General features: G+C 52.5%; 21 protein-coding genes. 9 read left to right on the forward strand and 12 right to left on the reverse strand.

The annotated features are described in order from the left end of the window. Positions 1–106 precede the first annotated feature (106 nt). Positions 107–298, reverse strand: a complete 192-nt coding sequence (locus AK95_RS22615; RefSeq protein ID WP_071222164.1) for a hypothetical protein — start codon at positions 296–298, stop codon at positions 107–109. 229 nt (positions 299–527) lie between these two features. Between AK95_RS22615 and AK95_RS22620 the strand changes: the two genes are divergently transcribed. The 3 genes from AK95_RS22620 (at position 528) to AK95_RS22630 (ending at position 2418) form a co-directional block, all read left to right on the forward strand. Further along, entirely contained in the window at positions 528–1247 is a 720-nt protein-coding gene (locus tag AK95_RS22620; protein WP_071222166.1) for an MBL fold metallo-hydrolase, read from the forward strand. After that, complete coding sequence (locus AK95_RS22625; RefSeq protein WP_071222167.1) at positions 1244–1804, forward strand: TetR/AcrR family transcriptional regulator; 561 nt, start codon at positions 1244–1246, stop codon at positions 1802–1804. Before AK95_RS22620 ends, AK95_RS22625 begins: the two co-directional genes overlap by 4 nt. A 122-nt stretch (positions 1805–1926) precedes the next feature. Continuing rightward, a complete protein-coding gene (locus AK95_RS22630; RefSeq protein ID WP_071222169.1) occupies positions 1927–2418 on the forward strand; it encodes a cytochrome c biogenesis protein CcdC in 492 nt (163 codons plus the stop codon). Between the two features lie 364 nt (positions 2419–2782). On the opposite strand, the gene AK95_RS22635 is transcribed toward AK95_RS22630, so the two are convergent. Next, on the reverse strand, positions 2783–3796 hold the full coding sequence (locus AK95_RS22635) for an NADP-dependent oxidoreductase (RefSeq protein ID WP_071222171.1): 1014 nt from the start codon (positions 3794–3796) through the stop codon (positions 2783–2785). A gap of 119 nt (positions 3797–3915) precedes the next feature. Continuing rightward, a complete protein-coding gene (locus AK95_RS22640; RefSeq protein WP_071222173.1) occupies positions 3916–4176 on the reverse strand; it encodes a metal-sensitive transcriptional regulator in 261 nt (86 codons plus the stop codon). Positions 4177–4523: 347 nt separating this feature from the next. Here AK95_RS22640 and AK95_RS22645 point away from each other — a divergent pair, with 347 nt between their 5' ends. Then, positions 4524–6272 (forward strand): alpha-glycosidase, encoded by a 1749-nt coding sequence (locus tag AK95_RS22645; RefSeq protein ID WP_071222174.1) that lies wholly within the window; start codon positions 4524–4526, stop codon positions 6270–6272. Positions 6273–6338: 66 nt separating this feature from the next. Here AK95_RS22645 and AK95_RS22650 read toward each other — a convergent pair whose 3' ends face one another. From AK95_RS22650 to AK95_RS22660, 3 genes are all read right to left on the reverse strand, one after another. Beyond that, positions 6339–7214 (reverse strand): UbiA-like polyprenyltransferase, encoded by an 876-nt coding sequence (locus AK95_RS22650; RefSeq protein WP_071222176.1) that lies wholly within the window; start codon positions 7212–7214, stop codon positions 6339–6341. A 12-nt stretch (positions 7215–7226) separates the two neighbouring features. Continuing rightward, positions 7227–8534, reverse strand: coding sequence for an aspartate aminotransferase family protein (locus AK95_RS22655; protein WP_071222177.1), 1308 nt, complete (start codon positions 8532–8534; stop codon positions 7227–7229). Positions 8535–8642: 108 nt separating this feature from the next. Then, positions 8643–10622 carry a peptidase U32 family protein gene (locus AK95_RS22660; RefSeq protein ID WP_071222178.1) on the reverse strand — a complete coding sequence of 660 codons (1980 nt, stop codon included), beginning with the start codon at positions 10620–10622 and terminating at the stop codon, positions 8643–8645. A 237-nt stretch (positions 10623–10859) separates the two neighbouring features. Between AK95_RS22660 and AK95_RS22665 the strand changes: the two genes are divergently transcribed. The 4 genes from AK95_RS22665 (at position 10860) to AK95_RS22680 (ending at position 14840) form a co-directional block, all read left to right on the forward strand. Further along, a complete protein-coding gene (locus AK95_RS22665) occupies positions 10860–11444 on the forward strand; it encodes a TetR/AcrR family transcriptional regulator (protein WP_071222179.1) in 585 nt (194 codons plus the stop codon). 341 nt (positions 11445–11785) lie between these two features. Then, positions 11786–12733, forward strand: coding sequence for a helix-turn-helix domain-containing protein (locus tag AK95_RS22670; protein ID WP_071222180.1), 948 nt, complete (start codon positions 11786–11788; stop codon positions 12731–12733). 150 nt (positions 12734–12883) lie between these two features. Continuing rightward, on the forward strand, positions 12884–13966 hold the full coding sequence (locus AK95_RS22675; RefSeq protein ID WP_071222181.1) for a Gfo/Idh/MocA family protein: 1083 nt from the start codon (positions 12884–12886) through the stop codon (positions 13964–13966). A gap of 34 nt (positions 13967–14000) precedes the next feature. Further along, a complete protein-coding gene (locus AK95_RS22680; RefSeq protein ID WP_071222182.1) occupies positions 14001–14840 on the forward strand; it encodes a Gfo/Idh/MocA family protein in 840 nt (279 codons plus the stop codon). Between the two features lie 114 nt (positions 14841–14954). Here AK95_RS22680 and AK95_RS22685 read toward each other — a convergent pair whose 3' ends face one another. The 3 genes from AK95_RS22685 to AK95_RS22695 are packed head-to-tail and all read right to left on the reverse strand — an operon-like array spanning position 14955 to position 17324. Then, complete coding sequence (locus AK95_RS22685; RefSeq protein WP_071222183.1) at positions 14955–15689, reverse strand: ABC transporter permease; 735 nt, start codon at positions 15687–15689, stop codon at positions 14955–14957. A gap of 1 nt (position 15690) precedes the next feature. Beyond that, entirely contained in the window at positions 15691–16407 is a 717-nt protein-coding gene (locus AK95_RS22690; protein ID WP_071222184.1) for an ABC transporter permease, read from the reverse strand. Continuing rightward, positions 16404–17324 carry an ABC transporter ATP-binding protein gene (locus AK95_RS22695; protein WP_481855863.1) on the reverse strand — a complete coding sequence of 307 codons (921 nt, stop codon included), beginning with the start codon at positions 17322–17324 and terminating at the stop codon, positions 16404–16406. The genes AK95_RS22690 and AK95_RS22695 overlap by 4 nt, the downstream gene beginning before the upstream one ends. A 170-nt stretch (positions 17325–17494) precedes the next feature. Between AK95_RS22695 and AK95_RS34295 the strand changes: the two genes are divergently transcribed. Further along, positions 17495–17671 (forward strand): hypothetical protein, encoded by a 177-nt coding sequence (locus AK95_RS34295; protein ID WP_162487629.1) that lies wholly within the window; start codon positions 17495–17497, stop codon positions 17669–17671. A 335-nt stretch (positions 17672–18006) separates the two neighbouring features. On the opposite strand, the gene AK95_RS22700 is transcribed toward AK95_RS34295, so the two are convergent. The 3 genes from AK95_RS22700 to AK95_RS22710 all read right to left on the reverse strand — a co-directional run bounded on the left by AK95_RS22700 (position 18007) and on the right by AK95_RS22710 (position 21260). Further along, the gene (locus AK95_RS22700; RefSeq protein WP_071222185.1) at positions 18007–19395 is read right to left on the reverse strand and encodes a sensor histidine kinase; all 1389 of its coding nucleotides are present in this window, start codon (positions 19393–19395) and stop codon (positions 18007–18009) included. Next, on the reverse strand, positions 19392–20066 hold the full coding sequence (locus AK95_RS22705) for a response regulator transcription factor (protein ID WP_071222186.1): 675 nt from the start codon (positions 20064–20066) through the stop codon (positions 19392–19394). The genes AK95_RS22700 and AK95_RS22705 overlap by 4 nt, the downstream gene beginning before the upstream one ends. A gap of 249 nt (positions 20067–20315) precedes the next feature. Then, the gene (locus AK95_RS22710) at positions 20316–21260 is read right to left on the reverse strand and encodes a helix-turn-helix transcriptional regulator (protein WP_071222187.1); all 945 of its coding nucleotides are present in this window, start codon (positions 21258–21260) and stop codon (positions 20316–20318) included. Positions 21261–21275 lie beyond the last annotated feature (15 nt).

A 21275-nucleotide genomic window follows, 5' to 3' on the forward strand; every position in this document is an offset into this window, starting at 1 on the left:
GTATATAAGACTGCAAAGTGATTCAAACGGTTTTTTTATTTTTCGAGTTCTCCTTATACGAACAAAAAAGCCCGCCCGGTTAGGCAGACTTGTACGTATCTCTTGATTAACTTCGTTTTCTGCGTCCTTTAAAGAAATAATGATATCCAAGATAGCCGATGCCGCATAACAGCAGCATAAGCGCAGAAATCCAGATGACTGGAAGCAGATATGGCGTGTGCTGACTGGCTACATACAGAAGTACCGCGGAGAAGGCATACATCACCATCAGAAGTACGATGCGTTTGAAAATATCCATGTCGTCCGCCCCTCACCCTTCATCTCAACAATCTACATTTTTTTCCGTATATCTATCATTATGGTAACGCAAAACGATGAAAATTGCACTCAAAATTTGGTAAATATATAAAAATTTTAGGGATAAAATGAGCCTATTCATGAAAATGTTAAAATTTAGGCTTGATAAAACTAATAAGATTAGTTATTATACTAACATAATTAGTTTTGAGTGAAAGGGGAATCATATTATGTTGCAAACAACGATTGAGCACGTGACTCAAATTTCTTTTCTTCCTCGCCTTTTCCCGATAAATGTCTATCTTGTAGAAGAAAGCGACGGCATTACGCTGATTGATGCGGGTATGTCATTTTCCCAAAAGGGAATCCTGCAAGCAGCAGCCGCTATAGGCAAGCCCATCACCCGGATCGTGCTGACCCATGCCCACGGCGACCATGTCGGGGCGCTCGACGGGTTAAAGAAAGAGCTTCCGAATGCGTCGGTCTACATCTCGCGGCGTGATGCGCTGCTGTTGAAAGGAAACGCGGAGCTCCAGCCTGGAGAGTTGCAAGCTCCGATTCGCGGAGATATCCCCAAGAACATAACCACCGTTCCGGACGTGCTTCTGGGTGACGGGGATACCATTGGTTCGCTCAAGGCGATCGCCACTCCCGGACACACGCCGGGGCATATGGCATTTCTCGATGAGCGCAGCGGTATATTGATTGCCGGCGATGCTTGGCAGACACGGGGCGGATTAGCCGTATCTGGTGTGCTCAAGCCCTGGTTCCCCTTCCCTGCCATGGCGACCTGGAGCAAGGAGTTTGCCTTGGAAAGCGCCAAAGTGCTAACCGCACGGAAGCCCGCCGTTCTTGCTGTCGGCCACGGACGGATGCTAAAGAATCCTGTCGCTGCCATGCAGAAGGCTGTTATGCATGCGGAATCTACAATTAGGAGGAATGCAAAATGAGTCCAAGACCCGGAATCGACCGGCTTCAACTGCTTCAAACCGCTGCCGATCTGGCGGATCGGGATGGACTCCATGCCGTGACCTTGGCCGCGCTTGCAGGCAAGCTGGGCGTTCGGTCGCCTTCCCTGTATAACCACGTAGACGGACTGCCGGGTCTGCATGCCGCCCTGATGCTGTATGGCCTCCAGACATTGCATGATCGGCTGCTGAAGGCTGTCGCCGGCCGGTCTGGTGAAGACGCGCTGCGTTATGTATGCCTTACCTATGTCGACTTTGCCAGATCTCACCCCGGATTATACGAAGCCGCATTGCAGCCTCTCCATCCGGAACAAGAGGAGGCGCAGCAGGTAGGCAATCAGATTGTCGAGCTTCTGCTCCAAATCTTGGCTCCATACCAGCTCAGTGAGCAGGAGGCGCTGCATGCCGTGAGGACACTTCGCAGCCTGTGTCATGGCTTCTCATCTCTGGAACGCGGGGGTCAATTCGCTATGGATCTGAATGTAGATGAAAGCCTGGATTTCATGATCCGGATTTTCATCTATGGACTCCAACCTTAAAGACGGCTGCCAACCGCGCTGATGCTCCCTCTCCTGCCTGATTTTGCCTGGCATCAGAATGTGCTATAATCAAAAGGCAGCACATTTCATGTCATTTTATTTATGGAAAGAGGTTCTGAATTGTGGTTAATTTCGATTCCCCAATTCTTCAGATAGGCTCTACGATTGCGATGCTGGTTATGGCACTGACCGTTATTTTCATTCGGATGAAAGCGAGCAACCGCCCCGTCACCGTCAAGAAGATCATCATCCCTCCCGTCGCGATGAGCACCGGGTTTCTGATGTTCGTTGAGCCGCAGGTACGCATCCCTATATGGTGGGCGGGAATTGCCTTTCTGGTAGGCTGGTTCATCTTCTCCTATCCACTGATTCGAAGCACCAAATTCGAGAAGGTCGATGGCCAGATCTTCATGCAGAAATCGAAAAGCTTTGTTTACATTCTGCTCGGCCTGCTGGCAGTCCGGCTCCTGCTCCACGGATACATTGAGCAGCATATTTCCATCCCGCAGACCGCGGCGCTGTTCTTCATGCTGGCTTACGGCATGATTGTCCACTGGCGTATCTCGATGTATCGCCAGTATCAGCAATTTACGACACCAGGAGCGGCTATATAGCGGACATGTACCATCGTTAACTATATAAGTTGAACTAAAGACTCTTAGCCTAAGCATCACTACGAATGCGGATTATTCTTCCGATCGCTGTTGCCCCCAGATTTCTTCGATACATTCATATCATGGTTAAAATCCGGGGGCAAAGGCGACCACTTCGTTTCTACACAATAATTCCTCCTTCTCCGTTGAAGTTCTTCTTTTCTTTAGTTCAATCTAAATAGTCATTAAACTTAATAAGCACAAAAAAGAGTGCCGATGATCACGCAAGCCGGAAGGCTATAACCCTTCCGCTCGCAAAGCTTCCGTATGAGGAGGCTTTCGAAGCGCGTGAATCCGACACTCTTTTGTTATCTATATCAAAAGGCTAACTCTGCTCCTCGCTTACCTTCACCAGCTGTTTCCCGAGATTCTCCCCGGAGAAGAGCCCCAGAAACGCCTCAATGGTCTTCTCGAAACCATCGACGATATGTTCGGCGTACTGAATGTTGCCATCCCTCAGCCATTCGGCCAGCTCATGCAATGCCTCATTGTACCGACTGGCATAGTCGCCGACCAGGAAGCCCTTCATCAGTGCCGTATTGGTCAACAGCAGGCTCTGAATTCTCGGGCCCGTATCGGGCTTCTCCAGGTTATAGAGTGCGATTTGGCCGCAAATCGGGATCCGTGCATTTTTGTTGATCAGACGCAGCACCGCATCCGAAATCTCACCGCCGACATTGTCAAAATAGACGTCCACCCCATTCGGGCAAGCTTCCGCTAAAGACGATGCCAAATCTTCGGTCTGGTAATTAATCGCTGCATCAAACCCCAGCTTCTCCGTCAGGTACTTGGTTTTCTCGTCAGAACCGGCAATACCGATCACCCGGGTCCCTTTGATCTTGGCAATCTGCCCGACAATCATGCCAACGGCGCCTGCGGCACCCGATATCACTACCGTCTCGCCTTCCTTCGGCTGACCGATATCCAGCAGTCCGAAATAGGCCGTCAAACCGGTCATCCCCAGCACGCCCAAGGCGGTCGACACAGGCGCCAGATCCGGGTTGACCTTACGCAGTGTTCCTGTCCGCACGGCGGCAAAGCGCTGCCAGCCCCATGTTCCTGCAACATAATCGCCTGCCCGATAGGTCGGATCCGTCGATTCCATGACCTGCCCTACTGCGCCTCCAGCGATAACCTGTCCTACTTCGTAGGGTTTCGCATAACTCTTGGCATCGCTCATTCTGCCCCGCATATACGGATCCACCGACAAGTATACGGTCCGTACCAGAACTTCTCCGGCTTGCGGAACGGGCAAAGGCTGCTCCTCCAATATAAAATCCGACTCCTCCGGCATGCCTTGCGGCCTTTTGGCTAGTATAATTTGTTCGTTTACAGACATCTGAGCACCCTCCTTTAAAAAAACCGTCATCCTATCTTTACCCATTTTGTCCGTTTACAAATTTCCTAGCCCTAAGGCTAGCCCCTTAAGCGGCGCTCTCGCGTTCGGTGCCTAATCCTTTATCTGCTCTTAACGAGCAAATTAACGGCATCCTGCACAAGCTTCTCCGTATCCTCACCATTCTCTTCGGCCTTCCGTACACAATCCACCAGATTGGAGCTGACGACAACGCCAATGGTTCGGTCGATCGCCGTACGCGAAGCGGATAATTGGGTGATGACCTCCCTGCAGTCCTTGTTCTCCTCCATCATCTTCAAGATGCCGCGAAGCTGTCCTTCAATCCGCTTGATCCGGTTTTTCATCTGATCGTCGTATTGCATATGACTGTCCTCCTATATATCGTATCTGTCACTGTCAGGCTTGTCCTTATCCCTATATTATACAACAAATGCCCACTCTTTCCTTGCGACCTGTACCGCCCGGCGGTATTCCGCTCGAAAATCCGCATCCTGTCTCCCTCGTTGCAGGCCAGGATCAGCGACTTCGACTTGGGGCTTGAATACGCTCAGAGCGCGTGGTATATTTTTAATCAGCTAATGAATTCATAAGCAACCAGATCCAAACCTCATAATTTAAAGGCAATGTTATCTTACAAAGGTACAACCTCGGCTATTCATAGTCCTGGCTGTGCCTTTTTTTAATTTACCTATTTAAGGAGGAATTATCGATGTTCTTGGAAGCCATCTATCACCGTCCGCGCAAAAACTGGTCCTACGCTTATAACGGCACGACCATCCATCTCAGAATCCGCACCAAAAAAGACGACCTTACCGAAGTGTACGCCCTCGCAGGCGACAAGTACCTGTGGGATCAAACGATGGAATATATTCCGATGACCAAGCTGTCCTCGGATGAAATGTTCGATTATTGGGAGTGCGAGGCAACTCCTCCGTACCGCCGTTTGAAATACGGCTTCCTGCTCCAGCAGGGCGACGAGAAGCGCTGGATGACCGAATATGATTTCCTGACAGAGCCGCCGGCCAATCCGGACCGCCTGTTCGAATACCCGTTCATCAATCCGGATGACGTTTTCCACCCGCCGGCATGGGTCAAGGACGCGATCTTCTATCAAATCTTCCCGGAACGCTTCGCGAATGGAGATACAAGCAATGACCCGGATGGCACTTTGCCTTGGGGCAGTGCCGAACCGACGCCGAAGAACTTCTTCGGCGGTGACCTTCAGGGGGTTATCGACCATCTTGACCATTTAAGCGAGCTCGGCGTCAACGCGATTTACTTTACGCCGCTGTTCACGGCAACAACAAACCATAAATACGATACTGAAGACTATATGGAAATCGACCCGCAGTTCGGCGACAAGGACACGCTGAAGAAACTGGTCGATCTGTGCCACGCACGCGGAATCCGCGTCTTGCTGGATGCGGTCTTCAATCATTCCGGCAGAACGTTTGCCCCGTTCGTTGACGTGCAGAAGAACGGTTTGAACTCCAAATATAAGGATTGGTTCTACGTTCGCTCCCTGCCGCTGGAAGTGGTGGATGGCATTCCGACTTACGATACGTTTGCTTTCGAGCCGCTGATGCCGAAGCTGAACACGGAGAATCCGGAAGTCCGGGCTTATCTGCTCAAGGCTGCCGAGTACTGGATCAAGGAAACGGGCATCGACGGCTGGCGCTTGGATGTTGCCAACGAGGTGGGACACAGCTTCTGGCGCGAATTCCGTCAAGTCGTGAAAAAAGCCAACCCGGATGCTTACATCCTTGGCGAAGTGTGGCATGAATCCTCCATCTGGCTGGAAGGCGACCAGTTTGACGCCGTGATGAACTACCCGTTCACGAATGCCGTACTGGACTTCTTCATCAACCGTACCGCCGATGCCGAGAAGTTCTCGTTCATGCTCGGCAAGCAGCTTGCCGGCTATCCGAGACAAGCCAGCGAAGTGATGTTCAACCTGCTGGACAGCCATGACACCGCAAGACTGTTAACGCAGGCGAACGGCGACAAACGCCTGATGAAACTGGCTGCGATGTTCCAGTTTACGTATTTCGGCACGCCTTGCATCTATTACGGCGACGAAATCGGGATGGACGGCGGACACGATCCGGGCTGCCGCAAATGCATGGAATGGGACGAGTCCAAGCATGACAAGGACCTGTTCCATTTCTACCAAACACTCATTCAGCTCCGCAAAGAGCATTCCGCTCTCCGCACGGGAACCTTCAAATTTTTGAAGGCCGAGAAGAATGGCGGCAAAATCGCTTACCTGCGTGAGGACGACAACGAAACGATCCTCATTGCCGTCAACAACGACAAGGCGGGCAACACGATAACCGTCCCTGTGCAGGACCAGCAATGGACGAACCTGTGGAACGGCGAAGGCCTTAGCGCTAAGCAGGGTCAGCTGACCGTGAAGCTGCCTGCTTACGGCTTTGCGATTTTGAAAGCCGGGCAATAAAAACACTAAACTCCCTTTGAATGCCATCGAGCCCGAGTATGCGGGCCGGCAGTCGAAGGGAGTTTTTTATCCGAGCAAAAATTGGTCGGCCAAAGTAAAGAGCAGAATCGTCAAGCTAATCACCTGATTCAGGTTGTAGGAGGCGAGGTGCATCCGTCTGCGGCTGGAAGGCTTGATGATGCGATGCTCCACGGCAAGCAGCATCACCGAAACGGCAATTCCCGCCAAGTAGAGCCAGCCTAAGCCTTGGATAAAGTAAAGGGAAACCAGCAGGATGACCATAAACCCGTGCAGCACCCTAGAAATGAGTAGCCCGCCTTCCAAACCAAACGCGCGGGGAATGCTCCACAAGCCTGTGCTGCGATCGAATTCGATATCCTGCGTGGCGTAGATGATATCGAAGCCTGCAATCCACAGCATGACGACGGTACCGATGATAAACGGAATGAAAGCGAATTGCCCCGTTACGGCAAACCATGCCCCGATCGGAGCCGAAGCGATCGTAAAGCCCAGGTACAGATGGCACAGCCAGGTGAAGCGCTTCGTGTACGAGTACGTGCAGATCAGCACGATTGCTGCCGGTGAGAGTCCCAAGCAGAGCGGGTTCAGCATCCCTGCCGCGAGAATAAAGATGGCAAAGTTAACGACCACAAATACGTACACTTCGCGAGGCAGCAGGAGTTTTCTTGGCATATGGCGGTTCGCCGTCCGCGGGTTAGCGGCATCAAACTTCAAATCGGCGATGCGGTTGAAGGCATTGGCCCCATTGCGTGCGGCAACCAGCGCAATCAACGACCACAGCATGACATGCCATGACGGTACGCCGTCCGCGGCCCAGATCATGGAAATGATGGCGAAGGGCAGCGAGAACAGCGTGTGGGAGAACATCACCAGTTCTCCGAACATTTTGGTCTTATGAACGACTTTATACATCATCTGCATCCGAATCCAACCTCATTCGTTTACGAATTGGGATAACCCAGCCAGCACCTTGTCCAGCGCGCTGAGCATGGCCTCGATATCTTCCTCCGGAATCATCATGGCCGGCTGGAAAGCCAGCACGTTTCGGCCCACCCCATTTTTGCCGATAATAAATCCTTCTTCCTTCATGCGCTCCAGAATGATATCCGTCCATGCTGCGCTTTCCTCTTCGGTCGCTGCACGGATTTCGGACCCGGCCATAAAGCCCTTGCCTCGGACATCGGCGATAAACTCATATCGGCCTTGCAGCTCCCTCAAACCTTCGATGAGCCGCCCGCCAACGCGCCGGGAACGCTCAACCAGGCCCTGCTGTTCGATGTAATCCAAGACGGCAAGCGCCGTGGCGGATGATACCGGGTTGCCGCCAAAGGTCGAGGCGGAAGGCCGATCCAGACTGGCGGCAATCTCGTCCGTCGTGGAAAAGGCGCCGATCGGCACGCCATTGCCTAGTGCCTTGGCCATGGTAAGAATATCAGGCACGATGCCGTAATGCTCGATCGCGAACATGCGTCCCGTGCGGCCGCAGCCCGTCTGAATTTCGTCGGCAATCAGGAGAATGCCATGCTCCTCCAGCATCGCCTTCAGCTCACGGAAATACCAATCCGGCGGCACGATCATTCCCCCGTTGCCTTGGATCGGTTCCACGATCATGGCTGCGAAGGTATCTCCCTTCGCAGCGAGCACACTCGCCAACGCATCCAGGGAACGGCGAGCGGCAGCATCCTGATCCATGGCAGGATCATAGGGACGAGGAATAAAAGTAGCCACCTCATGGTCCAGGAAATCATCGGCACGCCACATCGGGATGCCGGTCACGTTCATGGTCAGGAAGGTGCGGCCATGAAGACCGTATTCCAGCGCCAGAAAATGGCGGCGTTTCGTGTGCAGACGGGCGACAAGCAGCGCGCCTTCATTCGCTTCGGAGCCGCTGTTTACGAAAAACGTTCGCTTTAGGTTGCCAGGCAAAACGCCGTTTGCCAACCGCTCCGCCAAATCTGCCATCGGCTGGGTAAGGTAAATGGTTGACGTATGCTGCAGCGTCTGCAGCTGTTCGACCGTTCTTGCCGTAATGGCTTCATTGCAGTGGCCGCAGGCGACAACCGACACCCCCGTAAAGAAGTCGACATACGCTTTGCCATCATGCCCGTAAAGTTTATGCATCTTGCCGCTGATGATCTGGGGCGGCTCTTTATAGAAATTGGCCGTGCAAGGGTAGCCGTATTCCCGACGCTTTGTCACGATAGCTTCCGGACCGATATACGTCTGATCTGCATGCCTCATGGATATTCACCTCTTTGAATTGTTCTCTTTTTTCCCATGTTCCGTGAAAATACGTCAAACGGATGACTCATATCTGGTTAATCCTCATACTCCGTCTCGAAGCTCATCTCATACTTCCGTCAGCTCAAGCTGCATGGCATGACCGAATTGGAGCGAACCCAGTGTATAACCGGCATAGATCGGTGTCATGTCTTGATACAGCCTGCCGCATGAGTCCAGGTTCAGGGCAGCTTGACGATATATCCGCACCAGGCCGCGAAGCTGCTCCGTCGTATACGTCTTCCCTTCAATGCGGAAGTGATTCACGCCCGCTTCGTGCAGCTCCTTCAAGAACGGCATGAAGCAAAACTCTTTTGCCAGTGCCAAGTGGTTACGCCGTGCGGCATCCCGGTATACAGGGTTCTCCCCTTTATCCGTAAGCAGTACGAGATGTCGGTTATCCACGAACCGGTTATCCTCTTCAGCTATGGGCTCAAACTCTGCCGCATTGGCGTACAGGTCATGCTCCAGATACATGACGATGGGCGATCCGTGGACGATGACCTCGAGGGGAATCTCCGGATGACGCAGCAATTTCGTCAAATCATGGAGCTGAAGCTCAAGGGACGGCATGATTCTGGATATGCCAAAATGCTTCTGATAAAACGAAGCCGCCATATGGTTGTATATATTCAGGCTGAAATCGGCAATCATCGGCAGCCCTAGGGATTGAAACTTGTGCATAGCACCGATATTGGAGGCAAGCAAGCCATCCAGGCCGTAAAACTTATGCTTTTTACCCTCGGCGAGGAAATGATGGTACTGCTCCATATGCAGCTCATTCATCATGCGCGGCATGCCAAGAATCATTTCGGCATTCCCTTTATCCGCCGTCAAAGCTTCGATATCCTCACGGCTGAAAGGACGATCCGGCTGGAACACGTCGCCTGTCAGATAGATGACGTCCGCCCCTTCTTCTATTGCCGCTCGGGCCTGCTCCACCGAGTTGACATGCACCGTAATTTGCGGAATCGACGTGCCCGGCTGCTCCCGCTTCGCATGACGAAGCGATTCCTTCACCTGGAGCACCCGCTCCTCCTTCATCTCGCGTTCCGCGGTAGGCGTGCTGAACACCTTCCCCGTACTGTAAAACTTGCCTGTTCCTTCATAACGGCGATTGATGAACGCTAGTCCCGGCTTGTCAAAGGCATAAGCGGTCGTGAAATCGCGCTTCCGGTTTTTATGCAGCGTATCCGCCCCGTCTTCGCGGTTAAAGCCCAGCGGATCCGCAATGTAACGATCTATGGCATCTCCGTAAGAATTAACGACCATCAGCAAAAATTCGATGTCTCTCATGCGTCCTTCAATTTTAAAGCTGGTAATGCCAGACTTGATCAGCTCCGGAATATGCTCGTACATATACATATCTTTTGCCGCAAGCGGGTACTCGGTAGGATAGAGGTAGCCGTCTTTTTTCACCCGATAATCCCAGCGGCAGGGCTTCATGCATCGTCCCCGGTTGGAGCTGTTGCCGAACAGCATGGAACTGTACAAGCAGTTAGCGCCGTGAACGGTGCACATATCGCCGTGCACAAAATACTCGAACTCCATTCCGCTCCTAGTGTGCAGCACCTCGGCCGTCATCAGGTCCATCTCCCGGGAAGCCACGATGCGGGAAACGCCCAATGCCTTGACGGCTTCAATCATCTCCAGATTGTGCACATTCATCATGACCGAGGCGTGAACCGGAATATGGGTATAGTTCATCTCCTGAATCAGAGGAAATACGGCCAGATCCTGTGCGATAATGGCATCTGGACCAATCTCGTTCAAAAAGGCGAAATAACGCTTCGCTTCCTCCAGATCCTCCTCATCCATCAGGTTGTTCACTGTAATGTAGGCACGTTTACCACGCTCATGGGCCAACTGGACGGCTTCCTTGACTTCCTCATAACTTAAGTTATAGCCCTTGCGCATCATGCGCATGTTCAAGGATGGTCCCCCGAAATATACGGCATCGCAGTTTGCGTCAATGACGGTTTTGAATATCTCGAATGTTCCGGCAGGAGCCAACAGTTCCACTTCTTTACCGTTAAAATAACGAGCCATCGTCCGTTCCTCCTCATCCGCAAAGTTTTTTTTGATTGTAACATAATTCACAATCATTATTAGTGAATTAATTCACAGTAAAATTCACAATGCGCTTCCAGCTCCGAGAAGCAACTTATGATCCGCTTCTGTTTTAATATTGACCAATCATTCATTCAATACTAAAATAAATCTCATCAAGTTCTGTAAATGATTGAAGATTGATTAGGTATTCTTTCGTGAAGGAATGAAGATTTTATGCCACGCTCACCCAGCGAGAACGAACGCATACGCCAGATGGCGAAAGAGAAGATTTTAGAAGCCGCCATGGATTTGTTTATCCATCAGGGCTACCATGCCACTTCCATTAGTGATGTAGCCAAGCAAGCCGGCATTTCCAAAGGGCTGCTCTATAACTATTTTTCAGGCAAGGAAGGACTGCTTGCCGCTATGGTCGAGGAGCGAATCGCAGGCGTTGCCGAAGTCATAGAGAATGCCGCTTCGCTCCAAGCACCTGCAGATCAGCTGAAATATATTTTGGAGCAAGCCATCGACAACGTCGATCGGCAGCCGGAAGTATTCCGTTTTTACTTGCATCTTCAAACCCAGCCCGAAGCGGATCAAGAGCTGTTTCCCTACAGCAAGCGTCTTGTGGAAGAGGCTGCACGGCAATTTGAGATTCAGTGCCGCATATTCGAAAGCCTCGGGGTTCCCGAGCCGCGCAAGCGCTCCTTGTACTTTTCTTCTACCCTGCAGGGCATCATGCTGATGATATCCACCTATCCCCAGCACTTCCCCATTGAAGAAGTGAAGGAGCAGATGCTGAAGGAGTTTTGCCCGTAACGAAAAAAGAGCCGAGGTTTACCTGTGCTTCAGGTTTCCTCGGCTCTTTGCTGTACGAAACTTGATCTTCGCACGCTTAAAGGGGATTGATCTTTAGTTATTTTGAATCACGCCATCAACGGGAAACATCTATGGAAGGTCTCAATTCTAGATCATGCCCCTCGCCGAGCCAAAAGAATGCACTGGTTCACCTCTTTATTAAGGGCATCCTCATCCCATCGATCAATGGACATGCTGCGCATGAACAGCTCACTTTTTTCTGCTTTTTCTCTTCCTTCATGTCCTTAATCAGTTATGCTATGAATAACAGGATCGAAACGTACGTGAGGAGGAAAAAAACGATGGCTATTCACTGGCTGGAACCGGATATCGCCGAATGCACCCGAAGAGGAATCGCCTACTTTACGTCGGAGCTGGAGATGGCGAATGGCCTGCCCTGCAAAATGTACCGCATTACCGAAAAGTTCGGGAGTTTGTCCGATCATATGCACGATTATCTGCAGATCTGGTATGTCAGCAAAGGCGAATTCATCCATACGCTCTATGGTCAAAAATACCGGATGGTCCAGGGCAATATATTCGTGCTCCCTCCTTACAGCGTTCATCGCGTGGAGATGGTTCCCGGGAAAGAACTGGAGGTGCTGGGGTGCGAATTCATGCCGGCCTTCATTAACGAACGATTGGAGGGTATGCCGGCTGAGCCGCAGCTGTTCGACCTTTCCTTTATCAAGCCTTTTGTCACGACCGAAGACCGCGTCCCGCTCAAAATCACCTTAACCGGCGGCAGCGACCTCGCCGTAAAGGAGCTCCTGACCGAAATGCTGAACGAGTTCGGAGGCCGTGGCCCATTCTTCGATATTCTGCTGAAGGCCAATCTGCTGAAGCTGCTGGCCATCGTGAACCGCGAGCATGCCGAGCAAGGCAAGCATACAGCGGTAGCCGCGGGCAGCGCCCCATACCGTGAGCCCATTATGGAATCCGTTCAATATATTCACGACCATTACGACCAGCCTCTATGGCTGGAGGATCTCTGTGCGCGGACGATGATGTCCCGGACGAACTTTTGCCGACGGTTCAAGGAAGTGACCGGCTGGACCTTCAGCCAGTACTTGGCCAACTATAGGATACGGATGGCCATGCGGCTGCTGACGGAGCCCGAGCTCACGGTAACCGATGTATGCTTCAAGGTCGGGTTTAACGAGCTTCCCTACTTCTGCCGCACTTTCAAGAAATATACGGGAACGACTCCTGCCTACTATAAAAAGAACGCTTTTAAAACCGTGGACTAACACCCCGGTACGATAATCCAATAAATAAACACGATAGTGAAATCGATCGGTTCGTTCACATGCTATACTCGTGGCAAGCAATAACGAAGAATCAAGCGACAGGCTTATGTTTTCACAGCATCATCAATCCACGATTTTGGAGGAGAACCGATGAACAAAATTACAATTGCCGTGATTGGCTGCGGCACGATTGCGAACAGTGCCCATATTCCCGCCTACATGGCCAACGAAGATGCCGAGATCAAATATTTCTGCGATATCGTGAAGGATCGGGCCGATGCCGCCGTCGCGAAATACGAATGCGGCCAAGCCATCGAAGATTACAACCAGATCCTGAACGACCCTGAGGTCGACGCGGTATCGATCTGTACGCCGAATGACGTTCATGCTTCCATTGCCATCGATTGCTTGCGGGCAGGTAAGCATGTATTATGCGAAAAACCGGCAGCCCGCACCTACGCGGAAGCGCTGGAAATGCAGAAGGTTCAGCACGAAACGGGCAAAACGCTCAATATCGGGGTGGTCAACCGTTACAATGAAAGCGTAAACAGAATCAGAAAAATGATCCAAAACGGCGATCTCGGCGAGCTGTATCACGTATATGCCAGCTTCCGTTCCCACCGCTCGATCCCGGGACTCGGCGGCGCCTTCACGACCAAAGCCATCGCCGGCGGCGGCGCGCTGATCGATTGGGGCGTTCACTTCCTCGATGTCGTGATGTACTGCACGGGCGATCCGAAGCCGAAGACCGTCTCCGGGCAGGCCTACTGCAAGCTGGGCAAGGACATGGAGAATTACACCTTCCTCAAAATGTGGGCAGGTCCGCCGAAATATGACGGCACGTATGACGTTGACGATTTTGTCACGGCTCTTGTCCGCACCGAAGGCCCGACCATTTCCTTGAACGGCGCTTGGGCGCAAAATATCGGCGCTGAAGAAATGTTCATCGACTTCCTCGGCGACAAAGGCGGCATCCGGCTGAAGTACGGCGCTGACTTCACCTTCTATACAACGGAGGATGGCGCATTGATTGAAACCACGCCGAAGTTCAATCTCGGCAGCATGTTCCAGAATGAGATCGACGGGTTCATCCGCTGCATTCAAACCGGGGAGAAGCAGCCTTCGCACATCGATACGGTCATCCTCTCCTCCCAGATCATCCAGGCGATTTACGACTCGTCCGACCAAGGCGCGGAGGTTTCGCTGCAGCCCGTTGCCCAGAACAGCCTATAACCTATAGTTCGAACGCCAGGGAGGCCCTTTTATCATGAAAAAAATCGGATTCATCGACCTGCATCTGGACCAATTCCATGCGAATAAATATCCCGGTTGGATTGAGCAGGCATCGGAACATGCCATGAAGGTCGTGTACGCCTACGGCAAAAGAGACAAAGAAAACGGGCTCACGAACGCTGCCTGGAGCCAGGAGTTTGGCATTGAGCTGCTGCCCACAATCGAAGAGGTGGTGGAGCGCAGCGATTACCTGATCGTGCTGTCCCCGGATAACCCGGAATTCCATGAGGAGCTGTCCCAGCTTCCGCTGCAATCCGGCAAGCCGACCTATATCGATAAAACGTTCGCGCCTGACCGCGAAACGGCTATCCGCCTGTTCGATCTTGCGGCAAAGCACGGAACGCCGATGTATTCGACGTCCGCCCTGCGTTTTGCCAGCGAATACCGTGAGCTGGACCGAAGCGATATCCAAACGATCAGCAGTTGGGGACCGGGTGCCTTCGCCAATTATTCGATCCATCAAATCGAGCCGATCGTCAGCCTGATGGGGACCAGTCCGAAGCGGGTGATGTATATCGGTACGCCTGACTCCCCTGCCCTGCTGATCGATTTCGGGAACGGACGGCAGGCCACCGTAAATCATCTTGGCGATAATTGTCCATTTACCTTGGGCATTAAGAATGGCGACGGGGGCTTCAAGCAAGTCACCGCCAATTCGAATTTTTTCAACTTGTTCATCGAGAATCTGGTGAATTTCTTCGAAACGGGCAAGCCTGCCGTCAACCCGGCAGAAACGGTCGCCGTCATCACGATGATCGAGTATGGATTGAAGGCCGCTGACACCCCTTATGAGTGGGTGGATTTGCCTCAATAGCGAAATCAAGGGTTCGTTACACATAGGAAAACAAAAAAGAGCTGCCCCAACAGGCCAAAAGGGCCCGGGGCAGCTCTTTGTCATGCATTAACCGGTTTTTCCGGTTCTGAATGCTTACACCTCTTTCCGCTGAAAATAGATGAAGCCTGCAAGAAAGAACAGTAGAAACCCGCCAACCACGACGGTCATGAGGCTTTCGAACGGCAGGTTGAATGCGCCGAAATCGGCTTGACCCGCCGGCATCATCGCCAGAAACGGCTGCGTCCACGGATAGTATGGGGCATACGTCTGCGAGTTGGCTACCAGCATGTTCGGTATGGTAAAAACAACGTTCAATGCCAGCGGAGCGGCAAAACTGCTCCAGGCCGTGGAGACTCCAAGCTGCAGCGCGGCAAGCGGCAAGCAAGCAACCCAACCGCCAAGCAGGCAACGCAGCAGCATTTCCCACGGAATCGGAGCATCCACCTTGTGGATCAAACCGGCTCCCAGCACGGCTCCCATGAACAGTAACTGGACGACGGCCAGCAGCATGGCTACCACCGAGAACTTCGCAAAATAGACGGTGCCGCGTGAAACCGGCAGGACAAGCAGCTGCTTCCATCCCCCGCCCGAATGCTCATACCGGCACACCATGGCACTAAAAATCCCCGTCAGAATCGGGAGCAGCAGCATCGCATGCAGGATGATCATAATGCTGATCAAATACTCCCATGGCGCAAGCTCCTCAGGCTTTCCATTTAATATGCCAAGCAGCATGACCAGAATCGCACACAAGAAGATTTGCGGCCATAGCTTCGATTTCGACAGTTTTAGCCACTCTGCGGACACCGCTCTTCTATAGGATGTCATCTTAGTCCACATCCTTTCGGTTAAAATGAATCAGGCCAACGCACGTTATGACCGCGCCCAGCAGCAAACCCGCTCCGATGACCTTGACTTCGCCCGGCCCCATATAAGCCAGCAGCGGCCACTTTAGCGGCATCCAATCGGGGAATTGCAGGGCAAACATCGATACGACAGAGGCGGTAATCCCAATTCCGACCGCAATCCCCTGGTTCTTGAGTGTCAATGAGAGCCACAGCTGAAAAGCCAGCATGGGAAGTGCCGCAAATAGCTGTACAAAGCCAATGCGCAGCAGATCCATATACGGCATTTGCTCTGCCCCCATCCCCAGTATGATGCCGAGCACGGCGGTACTGATCGACAGAAGGAGACAGGATACGCAGAGAATGAGGAAGGCCTGTACGAACTTGGCGCTGAATACCGCCGTTCTGGATATAGGCAATGCCAGCAGCTGTTTCCACGAGCTCAGCTGATGCTCCACGTTGGCCATCAGCGAGCAGACCAGTGTGATTCCAAGAAAGAGGGCAATCGGTACAAAAAACAGCACGTTCTCGAGCAGCCCGCCCCAAGGATCTGCCGCGTAGGATTTCATCAGGTAATCATAGCGAAGTCCGAAGTTCAGCCCTTGCATCGCTGCCAGCCCGATGGGACCGAGCGCAGCGAGAAACCAAATGCCCTTGCCCCGGATTTTCAGCCAATCGGCGGAAAGCGCACGGAACATCATACCCGGCTTCCCTCCCCTACGATCTGCATGAAAATATCCTCGAGCGACCTCCGCTGCTCTTCCACCCGGTACACCGCGTGCTGATTCTCCACGAGCCGCTTCACGAGCAGCGCAATCTTCGCGTCCTGCATGCTTTCCAGCTCCAGCATCTGATTACGCAGGACTCCTTCGCAGCCCAGGTCCAGCGCCAAGCCGAGTGCTAACTCCGGCTCGGACACCGACAGACGGAAACCGCTGGAAGCCGTGGATACCAGATTGTCGATCGTATCCTGGAACACCATCCTTCCTTCACGGATAATGCCGACTTTGTCCGCCATCTGCTCGACCTCGCCCAGCAGGTGACTGGATACCAGCACGGTAATGCCGTATTGGCGCGGCATATTCTTGATCAGCTCCCGGATTTCATGTATGCCGGATGGATCCAGGCCGTTGGTCGGCTCATCCAGAATGAGGAGCTCCGGATTGTTCAGCAGGGCAGCTGCGATGCCAAGACGCTGCTTCATCCCAAGCGAGTATCCCTTGACCGGGCGCTTGGCCTCCTTCGTCAAGGAGACGATCTCCAGCACTTCCGCGATGCGGGACTTCGGCCCGCCGGTGATCCGGCGAATCGCTTCCAGATTCTCAACGGCCGTCAAATGGCCGTAATACGAAGGATACTCCACGAGTGATCCGGTCCGGCGCAAAATGTCCATTTTTTCACTTTTCAAATCCTTGCCGAACAAATAAATCGCGCCGCGCGTCGGTTGAATGAGTCCGAGCAGCATGCGGATGGTCGTTGTTTTCCCGGCGCCGTTCGGTCCAAGGAAGCCATAAATGTCGCCGCGTGCGATCTCCAGGTTCAAATCTACGACTGCTGCGCGCTTTTTGTATATTTTATATAAGCCTTTCGTTTGAATGACGAGTTCCGTCACGTTCATCACCTCAGGTAATATCCTACCTGTCCAAGGTTAAATGCCGGTCGGCTTCAAGTTTAAATTTACTTTAAAAAAGCTGGCAGGCTATCCAAACGGTTCGGAATGGCTGCCACCATCGTGGGAATTTTCGTGGATCTATGTCGCTGGAGCTTCGTGCAGATAGGAATGACTTCGTGAAAAGAGCTAAGAGTGACTTGGTGCAGCTAAGGCCGCTCCGGTGCCGGATCGTTCTTCCGATCGCTGTTAAATCCAGGAAACTCGAATTTACCCAAGGGTGGTTTCCCGGATTTAAAGGCGAACGCTTCGCTTCTCCAGCAACGATTCCGTCCCCTCCGCTGGTGTACACGTAGAAGTTCACGGTTTAAACTTGAGAGTACAATCATCGTACCTTAAACCATAAATTCTTACCCCGTCACTTTTTAAATCACATAGGGTTGACAGCCATTCCAAGATTGCCTCAGAACACGCACGCTTATGTATATTCCGCAACCAAAAAAGGAACCGGCAAATTCCGGTTCCTTCTCGTATATCCGACGGTTCGAAATAACTTTCTAAAAACTGCTTGGGTGGTTTAAATCCTTCACATACTAGCCTTACTGCTCATAACTGAGATAGGTTACTTGAATTGCATATAACTCCCGTTAGAAACGTTCTCGCTCTTCGCCAGCATGCCCCCCCTGATTCCTCACCGCTTCCAGATGCGGATCCTCGTTCCCTCATCCGAGCTTACCACATGGCATCCAAGTCCCATTTCCCTTGTCAGGTGATCCACGATGGCCAGGCCGATGCCTGTGCCTTTGTTGCCGGAGTCGCTTTCGATTCCAGGTCCGTGATCCGAAATGACAAGCACGCCCTCAAGCCCTTCTCTCTCCTCGGTATGTATTCCGATGTATTGCCCGGATTTCGCGTGGCGGACGACATTTTGAAACAGATTATCAAGAAGTCGGCGGAACCACAGCACATCCACGTTCCAGCTCAGCGGCTCGTCGCGCACCTGGATCTCGGGTTCGATTCCTGCCTTCTCCCACACGGGGTACCAGGCCGCTGCGCTTTCCTTGACGATTCGCAGAACGTCGGTTGGCTCCATGCTCAGCTGCACTCTGCCGCTGGTGAGCAGGTTGTAGGACAACAGGTTGTCGATCAGGCCGCCTAAATCCGCGATTTTCGATTCAATGAGTGACAGCGATTCTTTCCCCTTCGGGCTCAGCGGCTCCCGCTCCATAGAGAAAATATGGCTTCGAATCACCGTCAGGGGGGTTCTCAGATCATGAGACAGATTGGCGATCAGGGATTTGCGCAGCTCTTCTTCCTCGCGCTGGCGGCGCTGCCCCTCTTCCAACTGGATGACCATATCGTTATAGCCCTCTTCCAGCTGCCCAATCTCGTCATACTTGGTTAACGTAACCGGCTGGGGTATGCCCGTCACCGTATGGGACGACTTCATAGCAGTACGAAGCCGCAGCAACCGCTTGCGAATACGCACAAAGAACAGCCAGGAGACCAGAATGAACAGGCCGGACATCGAAGCTGTGAACACCCCGTACATCGCTGTTTCGCTCGCAATGGGCTGCTGGACATTCAGGTATTTTCTCGGCAGCTGCATGACCATGAATCCTTCTCCCGATCCCTCTCCCCCGATAAAAGCCACGGAAGTGAACGGGTCGCTATCCCTGGAGTTTTTCATAAATTGCACGGTATAGAGCGCGCTCCATACCTCGGGCAGGTTAGACTGCATCGGCAGCTGCAGCCTGGTCTCATTGCCGCCATCCACCCAAAACATAGAGATCTCCGGATACTCCTGCCGTATCGAATTCAGCTTCTGCTCAATGACCTCCGACGAAGCTCCGCTTAATCCGGCTGCTTCCTCGTGCCACATTCTCTCTAACGCGGCACCGCTGGTATATTTCCCTGCAGGGGTCGGCGGACGGTCCGAGAAGGTATCGTTCACGAACCAGTAAAAAATCGACGCTAACGGAAACATGATCGGCATGAAGATCATCGCCATCAAAATCAACAGCAAATACCGGTTGGTCAGCGAATTGCGGAACCTGCCCTGCTTCTTTCTCCATCTCATGCTCTCACCCGATAACCAAGCCCTCGGACCGTCTCAATAATCTCCGGGTTGGCGGGATCCCGCTCCAGCTTCTCGCGCAGATACCGGATATGGACCATCAGCGTCTTGTCCCCTTCGATATATGACTCTCCCCAGACCGACTCATATATTTGCTCCTTGGTCATGACACGCCCCTGGTGCTGGAGCAGGTACATGAAAATTTGATGCTGTTTACCGGTCAGCAGCGTCTCCTCGCCGGTATCCTCGTTCACGATCCGATTCTCGGCTTCGTATACCGATAAGTGCTTCACTCTCATGGGCTCCGCGGATTTGACGACGGATCGACGCAGAAGCACCTCGAGACGGGCAGCCAGCTCGTCCGGGTGGAAAGGCTTCGTCAAGTAATCATCGGCGAACTCAAGCCCCTGCAGCTTATCGTCAATGGAGGTTCGAGCCGATAGCATCAGGATGGGAAGTCCGGGATACGCCTTTTTGAGACGCTGCCCGACTGTAAAGCCGTCTAGTCCCGGAAGCATAACATCCAGAACAACGACCGCACACGAAGCTGCTTCCCCTACGGCCTTCTCTCCGCTGAGCAGCCACCGCACCTCATACCCCTTGTCCTTGAGAAACTCACTGACCCACCCGCCGATCTCCCGGTCATCCTCGATATATAGAATGCATGCGCTCATGGCAAATCTTCCTTTCCATACGAACCTTCGTATCTCCCCAAGAGGGGTTATTCTATAGCTTTAAGTCAAAGAAGGCTCTTGTAAGCTTTTATGTATACCGTAATTCATCTTTTGTCATTGTAACACGGGATCCCCGATGTTCATGCATCCGATTTGTTAACCTGCAGTGCTCCCTCACTGGGCCTTTCGAAGCTTACTCAACCTTCATATCATGCCATCCGTCCTCCGTCAGACTGCCGCCCGGGCAGCCTATCCCTCCGACTCTCCGTAATGCAAGCTCAGCTGCCTTGCCTTCTCCCTCAGCATATTAACGATCTCCGGAGGTTCAATGACTTTCGCTTCCGTACCCAGACGCAGGAAGATTTGAGCGACATACTCAAGATCATTGCCATCAATGGTTGTATCCACAATGCCCCGGTGCTCATCTTGCATGGCTACCTCGTTCTCCAGCCACGGAATGCTCTCGCACTGTCTCGCCCCTTCCCTAGTCAGCTCTGCATACAATCGAACCGGCTCCCGAATGGGGTAATCCTCGAGCCATTCTTGCATGCTAATGTCCGCCTCATAGGTGTTATCGGTCAGGGTTAAGGATTCCATTCGGTCCATGCGGAACAGGCGCACCCCTTCCTTCCCATGCTCCACCGCGGGCATATACCATAAACCATCCTGGGCATAAACGCCGATCGGCAGCACTTCCCGGTCTCTCGTGCCCGATTTGGAACGATAGCTGATCCGTATAGCCCGCTGATGAAGAGCGGCTTCAATGACGTCTTTTAGATAAGGGGACCCTGCGGTTCTGCTTGGACTCCAGAATGTCAGCACCGATTCCAGGCGGCTGATCATCATTTTGGTATCCTCCGGAAATCCGGCCAGCAGCTTGCGGGAGGCAGAGCCGATATTCAGCTCAAACGGCAACGAGGTATAACGCTTCAAGGCTTGAAAAGCAAAAAATATAGCAAACACTTCATCTTCATCAAACAGGATCGGCGGAAGAACGCGGCTCTTCAATGTACGGTATCCCCCGTGCCGCCCTTGCTCCGTATATAAGGGAACGCCCATGTCGCTGATCTCGGTTAGATACCGGTGCGCCGTGCGAACGGAAACGCCGAATTCATCGGCCACTTCCTGAGCGGTAAAGCTCCTTTTGGCATTGACATACATGATGACATCCATCAGCTGTTTCGCTTTTGACATAATCCCCACCTCACA

The organism is Paenibacillus sp. LC231 (assembly GCF_001860525.1).
GTDB lineage: Bacteria > Bacillota > Bacilli > Paenibacillales > Paenibacillaceae > Paenibacillus_AQ.

Bases quoted from the DNA above. Each gene is read 5' to 3' on its own strand.
- AK95_RS22640 (WP_071222173.1), bottom strand. From the start codon at position 4,176: ATGCAATACGACGATCAGATGAAAAACCGGATCAAGCGGATTGAAGGA.
- AK95_RS22695 (WP_481855863.1), bottom strand. From the start codon at position 17,324: ATGAACGTGACGGAACTCGTCATTCAAACGAAAGGCTTATATAAAATA.
- AK95_RS22690 (WP_071222184.1), bottom strand. From the start codon at position 16,407: ATGATGTTCCGTGCGCTTTCCGCCGATTGGCTGAAAATCCGGGGCAAG.
- AK95_RS22650 (WP_071222176.1), bottom strand. From the start codon at position 7,214: ATGCAGATGATGTATAAAGTCGTTCATAAGACCAAAATGTTCGGAGAA.
- AK95_RS22615 (WP_071222164.1), bottom strand. From the start codon at position 298: ATGGATATTTTCAAACGCATCGTACTTCTGATGGTGATGTATGCCTTC.
- AK95_RS22655 (WP_071222177.1), bottom strand. From the start codon at position 8,534: ATGAGGCATGCAGATCAGACGTATATCGGTCCGGAAGCTATCGTGACA.
- AK95_RS22710 (WP_071222187.1), bottom strand. From the start codon at position 21,260: ATGTCAAAAGCGAAACAGCTGATGGATGTCATCATGTATGTCAATGCC.
- AK95_RS22700 (WP_071222185.1), bottom strand. From the start codon at position 19,395: ATGAGATGGAGAAAGAAGCAGGGCAGGTTCCGCAATTCGCTGACCAAC.
- AK95_RS22645 (WP_071222174.1), top strand. From the start codon at position 4,524: ATGTTCTTGGAAGCCATCTATCACCGTCCGCGCAAAAACTGGTCCTAC.
- AK95_RS22680 (WP_071222182.1), top strand. From the start codon at position 14,001: ATGAAAAAAATCGGATTCATCGACCTGCATCTGGACCAATTCCATGCG.
- AK95_RS22670 (WP_071222180.1), top strand. From the start codon at position 11,786: ATGGCTATTCACTGGCTGGAACCGGATATCGCCGAATGCACCCGAAGA.
- AK95_RS22685 (WP_071222183.1), bottom strand. From the start codon at position 15,689: ATGACATCCTATAGAAGAGCGGTGTCCGCAGAGTGGCTAAAACTGTCG.
- AK95_RS22620 (WP_071222166.1), top strand. From the start codon at position 528: ATGTTGCAAACAACGATTGAGCACGTGACTCAAATTTCTTTTCTTCCT.
- AK95_RS22665 (WP_071222179.1), top strand. From the start codon at position 10,860: ATGCCACGCTCACCCAGCGAGAACGAACGCATACGCCAGATGGCGAAA.
- AK95_RS22660 (WP_071222178.1), bottom strand. From the start codon at position 10,622: ATGGCTCGTTATTTTAACGGTAAAGAAGTGGAACTGTTGGCTCCTGCC.
- AK95_RS22675 (WP_071222181.1), top strand. From the start codon at position 12,884: ATGAACAAAATTACAATTGCCGTGATTGGCTGCGGCACGATTGCGAAC.
- AK95_RS22635 (WP_071222171.1), bottom strand. From the start codon at position 3,796: ATGTCTGTAAACGAACAAATTATACTAGCCAAAAGGCCGCAAGGCATG.
- AK95_RS22625 (WP_071222167.1), top strand. From the start codon at position 1,244: ATGAGTCCAAGACCCGGAATCGACCGGCTTCAACTGCTTCAAACCGCT.
- AK95_RS22705 (WP_071222186.1), bottom strand. From the start codon at position 20,066: ATGAGCGCATGCATTCTATATATCGAGGATGACCGGGAGATCGGCGGG.